The organism is Pedobacter ginsengisoli (assembly GCF_002736205.1).
GTDB lineage: Bacteria > Bacteroidota > Bacteroidia > Sphingobacteriales > Sphingobacteriaceae > Pedobacter > Pedobacter ginsengisoli_A.
In genome coordinates this window covers 4,751,237-4,769,803 of record NZ_CP024091.1, presented here as the reverse complement: position 1 = coordinate 4,769,803, position 18,567 = coordinate 4,751,237, and the positions used below count along the sequence as shown (strand labels likewise).

Here is an 18,567-nt window from a genome sequence, read left to right as displayed (position 1 = left end):
AGCATTTCATTTGAATGTAAAATCACTGCCAATTTGTCATTTGTAAATTAAATTATGTATTTTTGAAGCCCATAAAACAATTGACCATTTATGATTGATTTACAGTTGACAGATAAAACACATGATGAAGAGCGCCAGGGCGAGGCTTTAATTGTTGATGCACCTTTAGTGCGCAATGGCCGCAAACTGTATATTGAAAGTTATGGTTGCCAAATGAATTTTGCCGATAGTGAAATTGTTGCATCTATTTTATTAGATCAGGGATTTGAAACTACAGGCGACTATAAGGAGGCTGATGTGGTTTTTATAAATACTTGCTCTATCCGCGAAAATGCAGAGCAAAGAGTTCGTAACCGCTTATCACAATTTGGTGTTGAAAAGCGTAGAAATCCTAAACTTATTGTAGGCGTTCTGGGCTGCATGGCTGAACGCTTGAAATCAAAATTTCTGGAAGAAGAAAAGTTAGTTGATGTGGTTGTTGGACCAGATGCATACCGTGAATTACCGCAATTATTAAATGAAGTAGAAAGTGGACATAAAGCTATAAATGTGCTATTGTCTCGTGAAGAAACTTATGCAGACATTAGTCCGGTTAGGTTAAACGGAAACGGCATTACTGCATTTATTTCCATTATGCGCGGCTGCGATAATATGTGTTCTTTTTGTGTAGTACCTTTTACAAGAGGTCGCGAGCGTAGCAGAGACCCGCACTCGATTATTGCCGAAGCTCAGGACTTATTTAACAATGGCTATAAAGAGGTTACTTTACTTGGTCAGAATGTAGATTCTTATAAGTGGAAAGGTAATGATGCTGATGATAGTGCTGAAATTGAGGTTAACTTTGCTCAATTACTTGAAAAAGTTGCTTTGATTAGTCCCGAATTAAGAATTCGTTTCTCTACTTCTCACCCTAAAGATATTACTGACGAAGTTTTATATACTATCGCTAAACACGATAATATCTGTAATTATATTCACTTGCCTGTTCAGTCAGGAAGCAGTAGGGTATTGGAATTAATGAACCGTACTTATACAAGAGAGTGGTACATTAACAGGATTGATGCCATTAGAAATATTATTCCTGACTGTGCTATTTCATCAGATATTATTGCCGGATTTTGTACAGAAACGGAAGAAGAGCATCAGGAAACGCTTAGCATTATGGATTATGTGAAATATGATTTCGCGTTTACCTTTAGCTATTCTGAGCGTCCGGGAACTCTGGCTGCCCGTAAACTCGAAGATGATATTCCAGAAGAGGTTAAAAAGCGCAGATTGAGTGAAATTTTACTTAAACAACAAGAAACTTCTTTATATCGTTTACAACAATTTGTTGGAAAAACTGTTAGGATTTTAGTTGAGGGGACTTCTAAGAAATCGGATAAAGATTTTTGTGGTAGAAATGACCAGAATGCAATGGTGGTTTTCCCGGCAACAGAGGGTGTTGCAGCAGGGCAATATGTAAATGTATATATTGAACGTTGTACATCAGCTACCCTATTGGGGACTGTTGTTGTTGAAGAACCTGAGATTGTTTAATTAAACACAGATTACATTGGACGTACAAGACATAAAAAATCGTTTTGGGATAATTGGTGGTTCTCCACTATTAAACCGGGCTATAGATATTGCCAGGCAGGTTGCTCCAACCGACATGTCTGTTTTAATTACCGGTGAAAGTGGTAGTGGTAAAGAGGTTTTCTCTCACATCATTCACCAGATGAGTACGCGCAAACACGGGGCTTTTATTGCAGTGAACTGCGGTGCTATTCCTGAAGGAACTATTGACTCGGAATTATTCGGTCACGAAAAAGGATCTTTTACCGGGGCACATGAGGCCCGTAAAGGCTATTTTGAGGTAGCAAATGGTGGTACTATTTTCCTTGATGAGGTTGCGGAATTACCATTAGGTACTCAGGCTCGTCTGTTACGTATTCTCGAGAGTGGTGAATACCTTAGAGTTGGCTCTTCTAAAGTACAAAAAACAGATGTGCGAATTATTGCAGCAACTAACGTTGATGTTTATAATCGTGTAAAATCCGGCAAGTTCCGCGAAGATTTATATTATAGATTAAATACTGTTCCCTTGCGTATTCCTGCTTTGCACGAGCGCAAAGAGGATATTTATTTATTATTTAGAAAGTTTGCCGCGGATTTTAGTGATAAGTACCGCAGCCCCGGCATACAGCTTGAGCCCGAAGCAATACAGATACTAAGCAATTACAGCTGGCCTGGAAATGTAAGGCAACTAAAAAATATTGCTGAACAAATCTGCGTTCTCGAAAAAGAAAGAAATGTTAGTGCAACGGCTCTACTGAATTATATTCCAAATGAAAGTGCCACCAACCTACCTGTAGCAATTAATGGCAGTAGCAAGGAAGATTATACCGAAAGAGATATTCTTTACAAGGTACTTTTTGATATGAAAAAAGACATGATGGAATTGAAAAAACTGGTTGCCGAAATCATCCAGAGCGGAGGTAATACTTCGCACATCATGGCTGACAATCCTCATTACATTAATCAGCTTTACCAAGAGGTAGATCAAACTTTTGGTAGTGAGCAACCAACTCTTACTATTAAAAAACCAGTTCAAAACGCACCGGTTGATTACAACTATACTCATGAAGCAGAAGAAGTTGAGGAATCATTATCATTAATAGACAAGGAATCTGACCTGATTAAAAAAGCACTGAGAAAGCATAAAGGAAAACGCAAGTTTGCTGCTCAGGAATTAGGTATCTCTGAACGTACATTATATAGAAAAATTAAAGAACTGAATTTAAATTAAGGATGAGAAATTTATCTATAATCATATTATTATTCCTTTTTAGCAGCTGTACAGTAGGGCTAAAAGGAATTTCCATTCCAGAGGGGATGAAAACGATTAGTGTTAATGTTTTCGAGAACAATGCGCCTTTAGTGGTAGCATCTTTAAGCTCACAGTTTACTGAGGAATTGAAAACACGCATCAGGAATCAAACCAGCTTAAGCATTACGCCGAATGATGCTCACGGTGTTTTTTCTGGAAATATTACCGGATATAGTATTACTCCTGTAGCAATAACTGACAACAAGCAACCTACAGCAGGCGCAAACAGGTTATCTATAACGGTTAATGTTAAGTATGTAAACAATCTTGATCCCACAAAAAGCTTTGAGCAATCTTTTGAACGTCATAAGGATTTTAAACTAGCCGGAAATTTACAGGCACAAGAACCGGGTCTAATTAAAGACGTTACTGCTCAGCTTAATGAAGATATTTTTAACAGGGCTTTCGCACAATGGTAGGTTAAAATAGAGATCAATTGTTAACTTAGCAGCGTGGAGCAGGATATAAACATTAAAGAAAAGCTGGCAGAATTGATTGCCGCGCCTGAGAAAGTTTCTCAGCATGATTCCGCTATGCTGCAAGATTTTGCTAAGCAGCATCCTTATTTTCAGCCTGTTCATCTTCTTCTGGCAAAAGCTTCTTTAAATACCAACTCGGGCAATGCTAATCTCGCCACAGCTGCTTTATATACTAACGGACAACTACTTCATAATTTTCTTCACGAAACAGAATCTCTGGAATCGGGTGACTTCAATATCATCAGCCACTCTTTTTCAAGTCCTTTTGGCAATGATCCGGAAACTTTAGACGAAGTTATTATTGACGAGGTTCCAGGCGAATCGGAAGAATTGCAGATAACCGATGATCAGGAGGTTTTTGATGAAATTGGTGAGGTTGATATCAGTGAATATAATCAGGAAAGTAGAGAAAAACGAGAGGATGATCTTGTTTTAGAGAACATTGTTGCCACAGATTTCTTTGCTTTTCAGGAAAACTTTAAAGTTGAGCCTGCACCGGAAACTCTGGAGGTTACTCAAATTGAAGAATATCAGGAAACAGAATCAGTAGAAGAAGATGATACCATTGTAATCAGTAAATATGATGATGATCAGCTTCCCTATACATTTTTATGGTGGTTGGCCAAAACAAGAAAAGAGCATCAACAAATATTTCAACCTTATGCCTCACCTAAACAGGTGAAGAAAGAAGAAAAGCCTGATGTAAACAAAAAAGCAAATGAGCTGCAGCAGCAATATGTAGAGAACATATTTCATATGCAAAGCCCATTTGATGAAGAGGAAATTGACTATTCTGCAAGTGAGTTTAAACCTCGCACAAAGGGAGATGAAATTATAGAAAGCTTTATAAAGAACGAGCCTCAGATAAGTCCACCGAAGCCAGAACAAATAAATAACGAGAATAAAGCTAAAAAAAGTGCGGAGGATCATAATGATCTCGTATCTGAAACATTAGCAAACATCTATATTGAACAGATGCTTTATGACAAGGCCATAGAGACTTATGAAAAATTAAGTTTGATGTTTCCAGAAAAAAGCCGTTACTTTGCCGACCTTATTCAATCGATAGAAAGAAAAATTTAACAACCTAACATAATATGCTTTTCTTAATTATTTTATTAATCATCATTTGTATTGCCTTAGCGCTATTTGTTTTGATACAAAATCCTAAAGGTGGTGGTCTGGCAACAGGCGGATCTGGCAGTAATATGTTTGGTGTTCAACGTACAGGCGACGTTTTAGAAAAAGGAACCTGGATTTTACTGGCACTTGTTGTTGTGCTTACTTTATCAATTACAACTATTGGTAAATCAGGCGGTTCAGCAGCTGTAGCTGGCTCTAAAATTCAGAACCAACTTGACAAAACTCCTACTCCACCTCCAATAGGGGGCGGTAGTACTGCTCCTGCAAACACACCACCAGCAGCAACTGACACAACAAAAAAATAAGTCCTTATATTTTATAAAGGATGCAAAAGCCCGGAAGGATAATATCTTGCCGGGCTTTTTTATGCCCCTGCCACTCTGACACAAAAACAGTTTAGCTTAATCCATTAGCTGACAATGCTGTGTAAATTTGTCAAGCTTAGCCTCCTTGGCATAAAAACTGATATGTTCTTTCCTGCGTAATTAAATTACTTTTACATTTATAAATCTAAAAACAAAACAATAATAAGTTATGGCTTTAAACTTTAAACCTAATGCAGATAGAGTAGTTGTTGAAGCTGCTGCTGCAGAAGAAAAAACAGCTTCTGGTATTTATATCCCTGATACCGCTAAAGAAAAACCTCAACAAGGAGTAGTAGTAGCTGTTGGTCCTGGTAAATATGCTGATCAAACCGGAAATCTAATCCCATTAAGTGTTAAGGTTGGTGATCAGGTTTTATACAGTAAATATGGTGGCACTGAAGTTACTATTGAAGGTACTGAGTATTTAATTATGAGAGATTCTGATATCTTAGGAACTCTTTAATCCAAGTATAATTATTGAAATGAAATTGGTTAATGCTTAATCCATTTCAGCTTAAACAAGAATCAAAATAAATAAAATGGCAAAACAAGTAAAATATAATGTAGAAGCCCGTGACTCACTGAAAAGAGGTGTTGACATTTTGGCTAATGCTGTAAAAGTAACTTTAGGCCCAAAAGGTCGCAACGTAATTATTGACAAGAAATTTGGCTCACCTGCAATCACTAAAGATGGTGTTACAGTAGCTAAAGAAATTGAATTAAAAGACCCAATTGAAAATATGGGCGCTCAAATGGTTAAAGAAGTGGCTTCTAAAACTGCAGATATTGCAGGTGACGGAACTACAACTGCAACTGTATTGGCTCAGGCAATTGTAACTGCTGGTATTAAAAACGTAGCTGCTGGTGCAAATCCAATGGATTTAAAACGCGGTATCGATAAAGCTGTTACTGCTATTGTTGAGAATTTAAAATCTCAATCACAAACTGTAGGTGAAGACAACAACAAAATTAAACAAGTTGCATCTATCTCTGCTAACAATGACGAAGTAATTGGCGCTTTAATCGCTGAAGCTATGGGCAAAGTTGGTAAAGATGGCGTTATCACTGTTGAAGAAGCAAAAGGAACTGAAACTGAAGTAAAAACAGTTGAAGGTATGCAATTTGACCGTGGTTACCTGTCTCCATATTTTGTAACTAATGCTGATAAAATGGAAGCGGAACTAGAAAACCCTTACATTTTAATCTACGATAAAAAAATCAGCAACATGAAAGAATTGTTGCCTGTATTAGAAAAACAAGTTCAAACTGGAAAACCACTATTAATTATTGCTGAGGATTTAGACGGTGAAGCTTTAGCTACTTTAGTAGTTAACAAAATCCGTGGATCTCTGAAAGTTGCTGCTGTTAAAGCTCCAGGTTTTGGTGACAGAAGGAAAGCAATGTTAGAAGACATCGCTATCTTAACTGGTGGTACTGTTATTTCTGAAGAAAGAGGTTATAAATTAGAAAACGCTGACCTTACTTATTTAGGTACTGCTGAGAAAGTTGTTGTTGACAAAGACAACACTACAATCATCAATGGTGCTGGTCAGTCTGACGATATCAAAGCTCGTGTTAACCAGATCAAAGCTCAAATTGAGACTACTACATCTGATTATGACAAAGAAAAATTGCAAGAGCGTTTGGCTAAATTAGCTGGCGGTGTTGCGGTTCTTTATGTTGGTGCAGCTTCTGAAGTTGAAATGAAAGAGAAAAAGGACCGTGTTGATGATGCTTTACATGCAACTCGTGCAGCGGTTGAAGAAGGTATCGTAGCTGGTGGTGGTGTTGCTTTCATCCGAGCTATTGAGGCTTTAGATGGCATGAAAGGTTCTAATGATGATGAAACTACTGGTATCCAGATTATTCGTCGTGCTATAGAGGAGCCTTTACGTCAGATTTGCCAAAATGCTGGTATCGAAGGCTCTATCGTTGTACAAAAAGTTAAAGAAGGTAAAGCTGACTTCGGTTACAATGCCCGTACTGATGTATATGAAAACTTAATAGCAGCTGGTGTTATCGATCCAACTAAAGTTGGTCGTGTGGCATTAGAAAACGCGGCTTCAATTGCAGCTATGTTATTAACAACTGAAGTTGTTTTAGCTGATGATCCTGAAGAAGCTCCTGCAGGTGCTGCTATGCCTCCTATGGGTGGTGGTGGCATGGGTGGAATGATGTAATATTATTCACCTTGCACTTATAAAAAAGACCCGCTGTAAACAGCGGGTCTTTTTGTTTTAAATCTTTGTTATATTTAGGTAGTTAAAATATGATGGAGATTTTTTTAGAAAACGGTCATTTCATTACGCTTAGCGAAGTCAATAAATTCTTAATGGCAACCTTACTTTGCGGTTTAATTGGCGCTGAGCGAGAATTTAGAAGCAAACAGGCTGGGTTAAAAACGATGATTATGATTGGCCTTGGTGCCACACTGTTTACAATTCTGTCGATAAAGATTGGATTAAGCAGCCGTGATCGCATTGCTTCCAATATTGTTACCGGGATAGGCTTTTTGGGTGCCGGCGTTATTTTTAAAGAAGACAATCAGGTTAAAGGCTTAACTACGGCCTGCGTAATATGGATTGTAGCTGCAATTGGTATGGCTATTGGCGCTGGATATTATGAGCAGGCAGTAGGTGTAACTTTGGTGGTTTTGCTGGCATTGTTCACTTTTCCATTTCTGGAAGATATGGTAGAGCGTCGTTTTACTAAAAGGGTGTACAGAATTGTAAAAAGATTTGAGAATGAAAGCCTGGAAAAGTATGAAGAAGATATTAAAACATCTAAACTTAAGCTCACAAGAGGCAAACAGGAGCTTGCCAATGGCATCATCAGTGGAACATGGATAGCAGTAGGAAGCCCTAAAAACCATAAAAAATTTGTAGATCGCATGCTTCAGGATAGAAATATCATAGCATTTGACTTTTAAATTTTAGCTTTGCATCATGCAAAGAGAACAGATATCAGTATTTGATATTTTTAAAATAGGTATTGGCCCATCAAGTTCCCACACACTTGGCCCGTGGCGCGCTGCACAACAATTCACAGCTTCATTAAAGGAGCAAAACCTGCTTGGAGAAGTTGAGCAGATAAAGATTTTGCTTTACGGGTCCTTAGCTAAAACCGGGATAGGACATGGAACTGATGTTGCCATATTACTGGGCTTAACGGGTGCTGATCCGGTAACTTTTGATGTAAGTTCCATTGACAGTACAATAGAATCTATTAAGAAAAATCATTCGTTAGTACTTGCGGGTGAGCAGCCCATTACATTTAACTATGATGACGATCTGGTGTTCTTATTTTTTGAAAGCTTACCCTTCCATCCCAATGCTGTTACCTTTCAGGCTTTCTTAAAAACCGGCAAGGCTATATCTGAAACCTACTACTCAATAGGAGGCGGCTTTGTAATTAAGGAAGGTGAAGATGGTAAAGAAAGGGAACAGGTTGATTTACCTTTCCCGATTGAAAAAGCCGCTGATCTCTTGCACTGGTGTCTTACTACTGGGCTTAAAGTTTCGGAAGTTGTACTGGAAAATGAACTGGCCTGGCGGACAGAGACTGCTACAAGAACAGGAATTTTGCAACACTTCAATGTAATGAAGGATTGTATTTATAGGGGTTGCCATACCTCAGGTTTTTTACCTGGCGGATTGAACGTAGCAAGAAGGGCTGTGGCGCTTAATAAAAGATTAATTGGCAATGGTGTTTATACTAACTACGAAAGTTGGGTGACGGCCATTAGAGCAGGCGGAAATGGTTTTAATTACACTCTTGACTGGGTTAGTTGTTTTGCATTGGCCGTTAATGAAGAGAACGCTTCGTTTGGCAGAGTGGTAACAGCTCCAACCAATGGCGCTGCAGGAGTTATCCCTGCCGTACTCCAATACTTTATAACATTTTGCGATGGCTTTGCTGAAGAAAAAATTACACAATTTATTGCTTGTGCATCTGAAATAGGCAGCATTTTTAAAAAGGGAGCTACTATATCAGCTGCTATGGGCGGATGTCAGGCCGAAATAGGGGTATCATCAGCAATGGCTGCTGCTGCACTTACTGAATGCCTGGGTGGCTCACAGAGACAGGTTTTAATGGCTGCTGAAATAGCGATGGAACATCATTTAGGGCTTACTTGCGATCCTATTGGTGGTTTAGTTCAAATTCCTTGTATTGAAAGAAATACAATGGGTGCGATTAAGGCAATTACCGCAAGTCAGCTTGCTTTACAAAGTAATCCGGATAAAGCTAAAGTAAGTTTAGATGCAGTGGTAAATACTATGTGGGAAACTGCTTTGGATATGAACTCAAAATATAAAGAAACTTCTGATGGTGGTTTGGCTACCAATATTCCAATAAGTTTACCTGAGTGCTAAGCCTTATTAGAGTTTCTGCTGGGCTTTAATAGAAAGATACCTATTAATTACGTTTACAGTTAGTTTTTCTGGTGGAGTAAGAATACTTAGAATCCCATGTCTGGCAAGTTCCTTTACAATTAGTTTTTTCTCGTAAGCGAACTTGTTGGCTATGGTTTTAATATAAATCCCCTCTACATCCTTTACTTCATCCTCTGTAAGGGACTTCAGTTCCGTATCTTCAAAAAATACAATTAGCAACAAATGAAATTTGGCAATACGTTTTAAAAATGGCAGCTGTCTGGTTAAAGCAGACATGCTTTCAAAATTCGTAAAAAACACCAGCAAGCTCCGCTGTTTCATAACGCTCCTTATACTTGTGTACAAGTTCTCCATGTTAGTTTCCAGGTACCGTGTTTTTTCTTTATACAAAACCTCCATAATCCTACCCAGCTGGGCAGGTTTTCGATCGGCCGGGACAATACTCCCTGTCTTTTCAGCTATCGTAATTAGCCCTGCTTTATCTTCTTTTAATAAAGCAACGTTAGAGAGAACTAGACTTGCATTAATAGCATAATCCAATAAGCTTAGCCCCTCAAAAGGCATTTTCATAACTCTTGACTTATCAATTATACAATACACATGCTGAGCCTTTTCGTCTGTAAACGAATTAACCATCAACTCCCCTTTCCGGGCAGTTGCTTTCCAGTTTACTGTTCTGTAATCATCACCCTGGACATAATTCTTTACCTGATCAAACTCCAAACTGTGACCAATCCTTCTTATCTTTTTAATTCCAATCTCACTTAATCTGTTTGAGACAGCCATCAATTCGTATCTTCTTAGTTGCAAGAATGAGGGGTAAACCGGCACGGTCTTTTCTTCTCCGAAGTTAAATCTTCTGGTAATTAAGCCCAGCGGAGAACTAACATATAAACGAACCAACCCGAATACATACTCCCCTCTTTTGGTAGGTCTTAAAACATAATTTATTGTTTTGCGTTCCCGTGCTTTTAAATTACTTGCAAACCAAATATCTCGTTTTTGAAATTGCCATGGAATTTCATCAATGACACCAACTTTAGTGGCAAAGGGATAAAAGCTTTCTATATAAATATTGATTTCATTTTCATCGCCATTACTTAATCTCTCCGGAACGTCTCTTCTTAAAAAGAAGCCTTTATTTTGCCGGTAAAGCAAGATCATGTCTATAGCAATCAATGCCATCAAAATCGAAAAAGCGACAAATGGAATATCACCAAGCCATGGCAAAAAGAAAGAAAACAAAAATAATGTGGCGCAAAGCCCAATTCCTGCAAACAGCTTTTTACCTAAAAACAGGTCTTTATAATATGTAATAAAAAAGTTTTTCAAAAGCTTCGCTGTTACCTTGGAATCTCTAATTTTTGAATAATTTGCCCAACTACATCTGCCGGTGTAAGTCCTTCCATTTCTTTATCAGGTGTTAACATAATTCTGTGGGCTAGCACAGGTGCTGCAACTTTTATTATATCTTCAGGGGTAATAAAATCACGTCCCTGCATCGCTGCAATAGCTTTGGCGCTATTGATCATTGCTAAAGATGCTCGCGGTGAAGCACCCAAATAGAGTGATTTATTATTCCTTGTTTCGTGAGTTATTCTTGCAGCATATTCTATTAGCTTTGGTTCAACATGTAAAGCTTTAATTATGGCCCTGCATTTCTTGATCTTATCAATACTCAAAACCGCTTTAACTGCGTTTATTTCCTGTTCTAGTTTTTGCTGATGTTGATTCTGAAGGATAATTATTTCTTCTTCAAGTGTTGGATATCTTACTTCAATTTTAAATAAAAATCTATCTAGCTGAGCTTCAGGAAGCCTGTAAGTCCCTTCTTGTTCTATTGGGTTTTGGGTAGCCAATACCATAAACGGCTCATCCATTTGATAGGTATGTCCATCTACAGTTATTTGTCGTTCTTCCATCACTTCAAACAAAGCCGATTGAGTTTTTGCCGGGGCTCTGTTTATCTCATCTACTAATATAATATGTCCGAATATTGGTCCTTTTCTATATTCAAACGATGAAGACCTTGGATCAAATACCGAAGTGCCCAGTACATCCGAGGGCATTAAATCAGGAGTAAACTGAATCCTAGAAAATGAAGCATCAATACTTTTCGCAACAAGTTTAGCACTTAATGTTTTAGCCACACCCGGAACACCTTCAAGTAAAATATGGCCATCGGCAAGTAAGGCTGCAATAAGAAAATCAATTGTTTCTTTTTGCCCAATAATAATGCTGCTCAGTGTTTGTCTTATCTGATCAACAGCCTGATTAAGTGCAGTCAAGTCGGTTCTTTCATTAAAAATTTCCGGTTCCATAATTTATTGAGCTTGTTTATAAAATCTTTCAATTAGTTTATTAAGGTTAATCAACATTGCATCATCAACATGGTGATTGGCATTTATTGCTTCTATAGTATTAAACAATAGACCAATCGTTTCTTGCTGAACTCCTGATCTGATATTTAATGCTGTTTCTAATTCTTTATCAATTGTTGTTGTTTTCAGGTTATAGGTACTTCTGATGTGCTCAAGAAAATAGTTGATCTTCTTTTTTGCAATATCACTATTGTCCCTTTGCTGGTAATATACTTTTCCAACAACCTTAACAAAATCTAATGATGAGTTCTTTAATGGTTCTATTACAGGAATTATTCGTTGCCTACGCTTCATTTCAAATATAACAAAGACTATTAATCCTATTAAAGACAGATAATAAGCCCAGCGCAACGACTCATTTCTAAAGATTACCCGTAAAACGGCGGAATCATCAATATTACCACGTGTATTATGTTCATCCCATATTAAATTTGTTGAAGTGGGCAGATAAGAAAGTGCCTTTGCAGCATACTCTGCACCTAAAGGGTTTAACAGGCTATAATTTGTAAATAACCGGGGATTTGGCAAAATGTATATATTTCCCTTACCGAAACTATACTTAATAAAGTTAGGTTTCCCGTCGTTATTTTGACCTAATACCGTTGCTCTCGAAGTATCAATTTTATTGAAATACTGTTCAACAATTTGCTTTCCAAATGCGTAATCGTGTTCAGCTCTTAATGTCGGATTGACGAAATTAACACTAGTGGATTTTTCATCTGAAAAATCACTAAATGACGACCCTATTTCTAATTTAAGTGTACTACTTAAAGTTTTACCTATTTGAAAAGCAGCAATAAAAACATTATTACCTTCCTTTACAAAGGAAACAAGCTCCTTAAAATCCAGCTTATCAAGCTCTATTTTATGAGCAATAAAAAGGTAACTAGTACTACTAAATTTCTTATCCCTTAAAGTATTGTATACTGGATCTCTTGTTACCCTCAGTTCTGTTTTCGGAAATAAATCATGTATTTCGTGAAACAGCAGATAGTTGCCAAAAGGGATCTTATCTTCTTTTAAGTAAGTTGGAGTCCAGTTTGTTGGCTTGGGTTTATAATATTGGGCCAGTAGGTAGCCTACCAGAAACACCGCACTCAATATAAGATATCGTTTTAATCCCTTCATGCGCCAGGCAAATTAAACCGTTCAAAAGTATCTTTAATGATATAGAAGTTTTCCTTATCAATAAAAAATTCGCCGTACCAAACGTATTCAAATTGATGAGTAAGCTTGCTGAACTCCTTTTTCTTATCGGGATCGTTAATCTCACTAATATATGTTTGATTTGTTTTTTCAGGAAGCCAGTGAATCAGGCTCCTGTCACTTAACTTCTTAAGTGTTCTCAAATATAAAAGCCTAACTGCTAATCTGTAATTAGCGGTTGCTACGGCCTTTTCTATTTGATCATTGAAATTAATTTCATGAATGTTATCGTCAGATTCCGTATAAGGGACCTCCACTTTTTGAGACTGCCGAGAAAATATTTTCAGATCTGCCCCAATTATTTTTAGCACTAAGAAAACCACCAACCCAACCAGTACAACAATTGCCAGGTATTTTACAAGGCCCCCAGTCACCTTGTTATTTAAAGTTTTACCAATTAAATCCCAAACCCACAACCAAAACCGATCCCATAAACTAAGATTTGGAGCGGGTGCATCATCATAAATAAAATCAGTTTTTTTACTATAAGTATCCAATTTGCTTTTATCGAATTTACGAAGATTAACATTGGTACTATCTAATCTAACAACCGTTTTTTTAGCAATAGAATCCCTGCCCCCTACGTTTGCCTGAACCTGGAGTATTCCAAAAAAAAGAAAAAAGAAGACCAGTATTCGCATATTAGTATTCTTCGGAGGTAGAATTTAAATCCGATTCAGCCTTCCCTAACTTGTTTATCCTTTCCAGCAATCCGGTATTTTCCAAACGTTCTACTAAATTAAAATAACAAAGTGAAACACCTATAACTGGCAAGATCATGAATACCTGACATACGTATTGAATAACTGTCGCGCTTATAATAGCTAACGTACTCATACCAGTTGATGCTTTTGTAAAAGCGGCAGCCATAGTAAGTATTATAGCTGGAATAGATGCCATTGACATGCACGCATAAGTGATTATCCATATAACAAATATTGCCCCGGCAGTAACCCACCATTGATCTTTTAGCAGTTTAAAAGACCGGCTAAATGAATATTCGAAGCTCCCGTTCTCCAGCACCATGATAGAATAAAAAAGAGACATCGCCGGAAATACGTACACGAATGGCAGACCACAAAATAGAAAGCAAAGAACAAGAAAAATACCTATAGCAATGCTACTTCCAAACACCCTAAGAAAATAATACTTAAAATAAGCCCAAACCTCATCCACAGATGGTGCCTGATTATCTTTTTGGATATATAAGGCTATAAAACTTAAGGTTGATACCACTATAGCGGTATAGTTTAGCACAGAAAATATAATTACCAGAAAATAATTAAATGTAAATAACTGGCTAAGCCTTGTAATGGGATTAGAACTTGCTGATGCGCCCATATAACCGAAACCTAGATCCTTTAATCCAAGCTGATACATGATAGCGGCAAGCATTCCGGCTAGCACGAAAAAACCGCATAAGTAAATATATGTTTTCATTAATGGTTTAAAGTTCTGTTTTATGAACTGAAACATATCATTAATGATTTCTCCAAACTCTCTGAGTTTTCTAAATTCTAATTTATTCTGCATTGTTTATATTTTGAGTGCGTTTAATGAGTTGTATAGGATATAGTATTACATACCAAACAATAAATAAAAATGACCCTCCAAGAATAGAAATACTTAGCCAAAGTGGCATATCTGTGTGCCTTGTAACAAAACTTTCAAACATGGCTGCCACTACAAGTATAGGTACTATCCCTAAAGCTATTTTGGTGCCGTCTTTTGCGCTTTTTATAAATGCCTGAGCACGTGTATATGTTTTAGGGAACAGCAGCCCATGTCCCAAAACCAAACCAGCGCCACCGGCAATAATAATGGCTGATATTTCTAAAGTTCCATGAATCCATATTACCAGTATAGATTCTATTCCCAGTCCTTTACTAAAAAAATAATATTCGAACGAACCTAGCATAATCCCATTCCTTAAAATAAAGAACACCGGCCCTATTGAGAAAAATATTCCGCTTACAAACATTAGTAAAGAAACATAAATGTTGTTGGTGGCAATGCTAAAGAACATACTGAACTCACTTTGCTGTTTATAAACACCAAACGGATCTCCTTTGGCAATGTTTTCATTAGTCATATTTACATATCCATCACCAAGAATTAACCTCAAGAAAGTATCATCGTATTTTGCAGATAATATTCCTATTAAGCTTGAGATTATAAAAAATATTAAAGCGTACAATAACTGCCTCCTATAGGTATAAAACAGCACCGGCAATTCAAATTTCCAGAATTGAATAAAGGTATTGCTACCCTCCTTTTTATTTTTATAAATGGATTGATGGAGCAATGCGGCTACCCCATTTAAATATTCTGTTGTCTTTGATTTTGGGTAAAATGTTTTAGCGTAAGCAAGATCATTGGTAATATCAACAAACCTATCGGCAAGCTCATCTGGTGTTGCCACACTCATTTGCTCATATGATTTCCACTTACTGGAATTCTGTTTAACGAACAACGATTCTCTCATAGGTTTTTTTGAGGGCTTTAATTTTGATGTAAAATAGCATAAAAAAGATTTTTACAAGAAAAATTAATTATCATTATTTTAATTCTCCCGAACATTTCTTTGTTTTAAATTTTATCTAAGTTTGAGTTTATATGGAAACAATACAGGTAAATACCAGTCAGCACGTAGCTATTGATTATCCCGTTGCGGGATTAGGGGAACGGGTAGCTGCAAGATTAATTGATCTGGCGGCTTTTATCGTAGTTGGGGTTCTGCTTTTACTATTAACAGGACTTACCGCAACTTCACAATCAACAGTTGTTATGATTTATATCTGGTCAGTTTACGGGGCCTGCTTCGTTTTTTACCCTCTAATTTCTGAGATTTTTATGAATGGGCAAAGCATAGGAAAGAAATTAATGAAGATCAAAGTAATTAGCCTAAACGGCAGTCAGGCAAGTTTGGGTCAGTATTTCATCCGTTGGTTATTCAGACTGGTTGATTTTCTGTTAACCGCTCAGATGGGCGGATTAATCTGCATTGCAATAACGGAGAATAAACAAAGAATTGGCGATATAGTAGCAGGTACCACGCTTATAAAAACAATTCCCCGCACTAACTTTGACCATATTGCTTTTCATCCGGTAGAAGAGGAATACACACCGGTTTTTGCATATGCTGACCAGCTTTCTGATAGGGATGCCGAGTTAATTCATGAAGTGATAAGCACTTTTTACAAAACAAACAATGCTGATTTAATTTATACAATGTCAGAGAGGATTGCAGCTCATCTTGCCATTAAAATACCGGCAGGTATGAACGAATTAGATTTCTTAAAAACTGTAATTAAAGACTACAGATACATAACTTCGAAAACAGATTAGACAATAAGTTACTTTAAACTATTCGATACCAATGGGGCTAAACTTGTAACCCATCCGGCATACATCTTTCCAGATGGGTGCAAACCATCTGCAGCGACCAGGGTTTTGTCAGACAACGCTAATCTGGAAAATGGAGTAATGTTTGTGTAACTCAAACCCGCAGCCAATGTTTCTTCTTTGTTTATAGCATTAAAGGCATCTATTTCCTTAGTAATAACTTTCGGATCACGACCACTTTGCTGGCCATGTGGTGTGGCCCCCCAATCAGGAATTGATATTATAAAAACATGAGATTTATCATTTGCAAAATTAATAGCAGTTTGCAAAAGTTCCTTAAACTCCTTGCGGTAGACATCTATTGATTCTCCTCTATATTGATTATTTACGCCAATCAACAGGGTAACGATATCAAATTTATACTCAGGGAGTTTCGTGTTTTTGATTCCCAACTGCAATTCGGCGGTTGTCCAGCCTGTTTTGGCCACAATAATTGGTGGGTTTACCCTTAGACCGTTTTTTACAAGTTCATTTGCCAGTTGGTTTGGAAAGTTTTCATTTGTAGCTACCGACTCTCCTATAGTATAGGAATCGCCAAGGGCAAGATAATTTAACTGTTTGCCCATATTTGCAACTGTACTATCTTCATTAGCCATTGCCTTTTCTCCTTTTTTGCAGGTTAATGTTAGCAGTAATACCAGAATTAATATTGAATACTTCATATTCGACATTTACGCAATAACAATAGAAACGGATTTGATAAAACATGCTAATGAAGGTGAGGAATCCACATTTTATAAACGTAATTGAATAACACAATTGACCCTGTAATCAGGTATAACGCTTTAATTAACGGGTCACTTCTTTTACCAAACCAATAATTAGCCGATATGCCCACAACAAAAGTAATGATAAGTGGAATTGCAGGAGGATACATATCAAAGCTCTTTTGCCATTCTCCCTTAAGGAGAAACAATACCGAACGCTGAAATCCACATCCGGGGCAATCTATTTTAAAGACGTACTTAAACGGGCAAGGAAGAAAAAAAATATCCGCCTTGTCTAAAAAAGAAGACCAGGCGGATAAGATATATGTAATAAACACTAACAATTAAATTCCAGGAGTGGTTGGAGGTTTGTTAAACGGATCATTAAATGGATTGTTATTGCCAAAAGGATTGTTAGGATTATTAAAGCCGTTTTGAGCTTCCTTAGCAGAAGGGCCTAAATACTTAGCATCTCCAAAACCTAATATTGGGAAGAAAATAAATGGAAAAAGAACCAGTCCCACAGTAAATCCTTCTGTTTTTCCGAAGCTTTTACTCAAAAGGTTCGTAAGCCAAATACCAAATATTGGAGCAGTACATGGTATTAATAACCAAAGAATCCAAATTGTCGGTTTACCAACAATTTCTATTAATACAATGAGATTATAAATGGGAATAATGGCTGCCCAGCCAGGCTTTCCTGCCTTTTCAAATACTTTCCACATTCCTACGATGTAGAGAACGAGAAGCACAAGATACAAAAAAATCATGCCTGCGCCTATACCGGCAGCGGCAGAAGAGTACTCTGAATTGTAGTCCATAGGTTTTTGAGTTTTAATTTACTATAAAGATAATCTTTATGTCAAAAAATCAAAATTTCCACGCAACTTTTAAAAAGCTGTAAAAATCATAGTAGCCTCATACCGAATAGACTGGCAATATGATTTTTCAATTTCCCTTTCACTTCATCCATATCCACCGGATGGCCTAACTCACGCTGTACCGACGTTACATCTTTATCATCTATACCACAAGGCACAATATTTTTAAAATAATCAAGATCAGCATTAACATTAAATGCAAAACCATGCATAGTTACCCATCGGCTGCATCTTACCCCTAATGCACATATTTTACGCGCTTTTTCATTATCTGCATCCAGCCATACTCCAGTAAATCCAGGATACCTGCCGGATATAATTCCATAATCATTGAGAGTTAAAATAACTGCCTCTTCAAGGGTTCTTAAATAAAGATGGATATCTGTAAAAAAGTTATCGAGATCAAGAATTGGATAACCCACTATTTGTCCAGGCCCATGATAAGTTATATCTCCTCCGCGGTTAATTTTATAATAAGTGGCCTCCTTTTGTTTTAACCCTTCTTCATTAAGTAATAAATTTTCCGGATGACCGCTTTTCCCTAAGGTATAAACATGGGGATGCTCGCAAAACACCAAATAATTAGGGGTCTCCAGATTGGTGTTATTTGTTCGGTTCTGAGTTTTTAAAGCTACAGTCTGATTGAACAGCGTCTCCTGTTTATCCCAGGCATCCTGATAATCAACAAGCCCCCAATCTATAAATTCAACTTTTTTATTCATTTTTATGAAAAG

The 18,567-nt window shown here is 37.2% G+C and carries 20 protein-coding genes; 10 read left to right on the top strand and 10 right to left on the bottom strand.

The features are described from left to right. Positions 1-90: 90 nt before the first annotated feature. The 9 genes from miaB to CPT03_RS19965 all read left to right on the top strand — a co-directional run bounded on the left by miaB (position 91) and on the right by CPT03_RS19965 (position 9,232). Positions 91-1,539 carry a tRNA (N6-isopentenyl adenosine(37)-C2)-methylthiotransferase MiaB gene (miaB, locus tag CPT03_RS20005; protein WP_099440484.1) on the top strand — a complete coding sequence of 483 codons (1,449 nt, stop codon included), beginning with the start codon at positions 91-93 and terminating at the stop codon, positions 1,537-1,539. Between the two features lie 16 nt (positions 1,540-1,555). Then, positions 1,556-2,791, top strand: coding sequence for a sigma-54 interaction domain-containing protein (locus tag CPT03_RS20000; protein ID WP_099440483.1), 1,236 nt, complete (start codon positions 1,556-1,558; stop codon positions 2,789-2,791). 2 nt (positions 2,792-2,793) lie between these two features. After that, positions 2,794-3,291: an LptE family protein gene (locus tag CPT03_RS19995; protein ID WP_099440482.1), complete on the top strand. Its 498-nt coding sequence runs from the start codon at positions 2,794-2,796 to the stop codon at positions 3,289-3,291. A 33-nt stretch (positions 3,292-3,324) separates the two neighbouring features. Next, positions 3,325-4,434 carry a hypothetical protein gene (locus CPT03_RS19990; protein WP_099440481.1) on the top strand — a complete coding sequence of 370 codons (1,110 nt, stop codon included), beginning with the start codon at positions 3,325-3,327 and terminating at the stop codon, positions 4,432-4,434. Positions 4,435-4,448: 14 nt separating this feature from the next. Beyond that, a complete protein-coding gene (gene secG / locus CPT03_RS19985; RefSeq protein WP_099440480.1) occupies positions 4,449-4,799 on the top strand; it encodes a preprotein translocase subunit SecG in 351 nt (116 codons plus the stop codon). Positions 4,800-5,028: 229 nt separating this feature from the next. Next, positions 5,029-5,322 carry a co-chaperone GroES gene (gene groES / locus CPT03_RS19980; RefSeq protein ID WP_090991726.1) on the top strand — a complete coding sequence of 98 codons (294 nt, stop codon included), beginning with the start codon at positions 5,029-5,031 and terminating at the stop codon, positions 5,320-5,322. Positions 5,323-5,398: 76 nt separating this feature from the next. Continuing rightward, on the top strand, positions 5,399-7,039 hold the full coding sequence (gene groL / locus CPT03_RS19975; protein ID WP_099440479.1) for a chaperonin GroEL: 1,641 nt from the start codon (positions 5,399-5,401) through the stop codon (positions 7,037-7,039). Positions 7,040-7,128: 89 nt separating this feature from the next. Beyond that, complete coding sequence (locus CPT03_RS19970; protein WP_245869902.1) at positions 7,129-7,788, top strand: MgtC/SapB family protein; 660 nt, start codon at positions 7,129-7,131, stop codon at positions 7,786-7,788. A 16-nt stretch (positions 7,789-7,804) separates the two neighbouring features. After that, positions 7,805-9,232, top strand: coding sequence for an L-serine ammonia-lyase (locus CPT03_RS19965; RefSeq protein WP_099440478.1), 1,428 nt, complete (start codon positions 7,805-7,807; stop codon positions 9,230-9,232). 6 nt (positions 9,233-9,238) lie between these two features. Here CPT03_RS19965 and CPT03_RS19960 read toward each other — a convergent pair whose 3' ends face one another. From CPT03_RS19960 to CPT03_RS19935, 6 genes are read right to left on the bottom strand one after another with little or no spacing between them, the layout of a single operon-like run. Further along, complete coding sequence (locus CPT03_RS19960; RefSeq protein WP_099440477.1) at positions 9,239-10,585, bottom strand: DUF58 domain-containing protein; 1,347 nt, start codon at positions 10,583-10,585, stop codon at positions 9,239-9,241. Between the two features lie 11 nt (positions 10,586-10,596). After that, the gene (locus CPT03_RS19955) at positions 10,597-11,574 is read right to left on the bottom strand and encodes an AAA family ATPase (RefSeq protein WP_099440476.1); all 978 of its coding nucleotides are present in this window, start codon (positions 11,572-11,574) and stop codon (positions 10,597-10,599) included. Positions 11,575-11,577: 3 nt separating this feature from the next. Then, on the bottom strand, positions 11,578-12,762 hold the full coding sequence (locus CPT03_RS19950; RefSeq protein WP_099440475.1) for a DUF4350 domain-containing protein: 1,185 nt from the start codon (positions 12,760-12,762) through the stop codon (positions 11,578-11,580). Beyond that, the gene (locus CPT03_RS19945; RefSeq protein WP_099440474.1) at positions 12,759-13,481 is read right to left on the bottom strand and encodes a DUF4129 domain-containing protein; all 723 of its coding nucleotides are present in this window, start codon (positions 13,479-13,481) and stop codon (positions 12,759-12,761) included. Before CPT03_RS19945 ends, CPT03_RS19950 begins: the two co-directional genes overlap by 4 nt. Before the next feature lies 1 nt (position 13,482). Further along, on the bottom strand, positions 13,483-14,373 hold the full coding sequence (locus CPT03_RS19940) for a hypothetical protein (protein ID WP_099440473.1): 891 nt from the start codon (positions 14,371-14,373) through the stop codon (positions 13,483-13,485). Then, positions 14,363-15,325 carry a stage II sporulation protein M gene (locus tag CPT03_RS19935; RefSeq protein WP_099440472.1) on the bottom strand — a complete coding sequence of 321 codons (963 nt, stop codon included), beginning with the start codon at positions 15,323-15,325 and terminating at the stop codon, positions 14,363-14,365. Before CPT03_RS19935 ends, CPT03_RS19940 begins: the two co-directional genes overlap by 11 nt. A 131-nt stretch (positions 15,326-15,456) precedes the next feature. Here CPT03_RS19935 and CPT03_RS19930 point away from each other — a divergent pair, with 131 nt between their 5' ends. After that, positions 15,457-16,188, top strand: a complete 732-nt coding sequence (locus CPT03_RS19930; protein ID WP_099440471.1) for an RDD family protein — start codon at positions 15,457-15,459, stop codon at positions 16,186-16,188. Between the two features lie 8 nt (positions 16,189-16,196). Here the strand turns inward: CPT03_RS19930 and CPT03_RS19925 are convergent, their stop codons facing one another. The 4 genes from CPT03_RS19925 to lipB all read right to left on the bottom strand — a co-directional run bounded on the left by CPT03_RS19925 (position 16,197) and on the right by lipB (position 18,555). After that, entirely contained in the window at positions 16,197-16,907 is a 711-nt protein-coding gene (locus CPT03_RS19925) for an SGNH/GDSL hydrolase family protein (protein ID WP_099440470.1), read from the bottom strand. A 47-nt stretch (positions 16,908-16,954) separates the two neighbouring features. Then, positions 16,955-17,290 (bottom strand): DUF2752 domain-containing protein, encoded by a 336-nt coding sequence (locus tag CPT03_RS19920; RefSeq protein ID WP_099441199.1) that lies wholly within the window; start codon positions 17,288-17,290, stop codon positions 16,955-16,957. Between the two features lie 6 nt (positions 17,291-17,296). After that, positions 17,297-17,773 (bottom strand): DUF5684 domain-containing protein, encoded by a 477-nt coding sequence (locus CPT03_RS19915; protein ID WP_099440469.1) that lies wholly within the window; start codon positions 17,771-17,773, stop codon positions 17,297-17,299. An 86-nt stretch (positions 17,774-17,859) separates the two neighbouring features. Beyond that, positions 17,860-18,555, bottom strand: a complete 696-nt coding sequence (lipB, locus tag CPT03_RS19910) for a lipoyl(octanoyl) transferase LipB (protein ID WP_099440468.1) — start codon at positions 18,553-18,555, stop codon at positions 17,860-17,862. Positions 18,556-18,567: the final 12 nt, after the last annotated feature.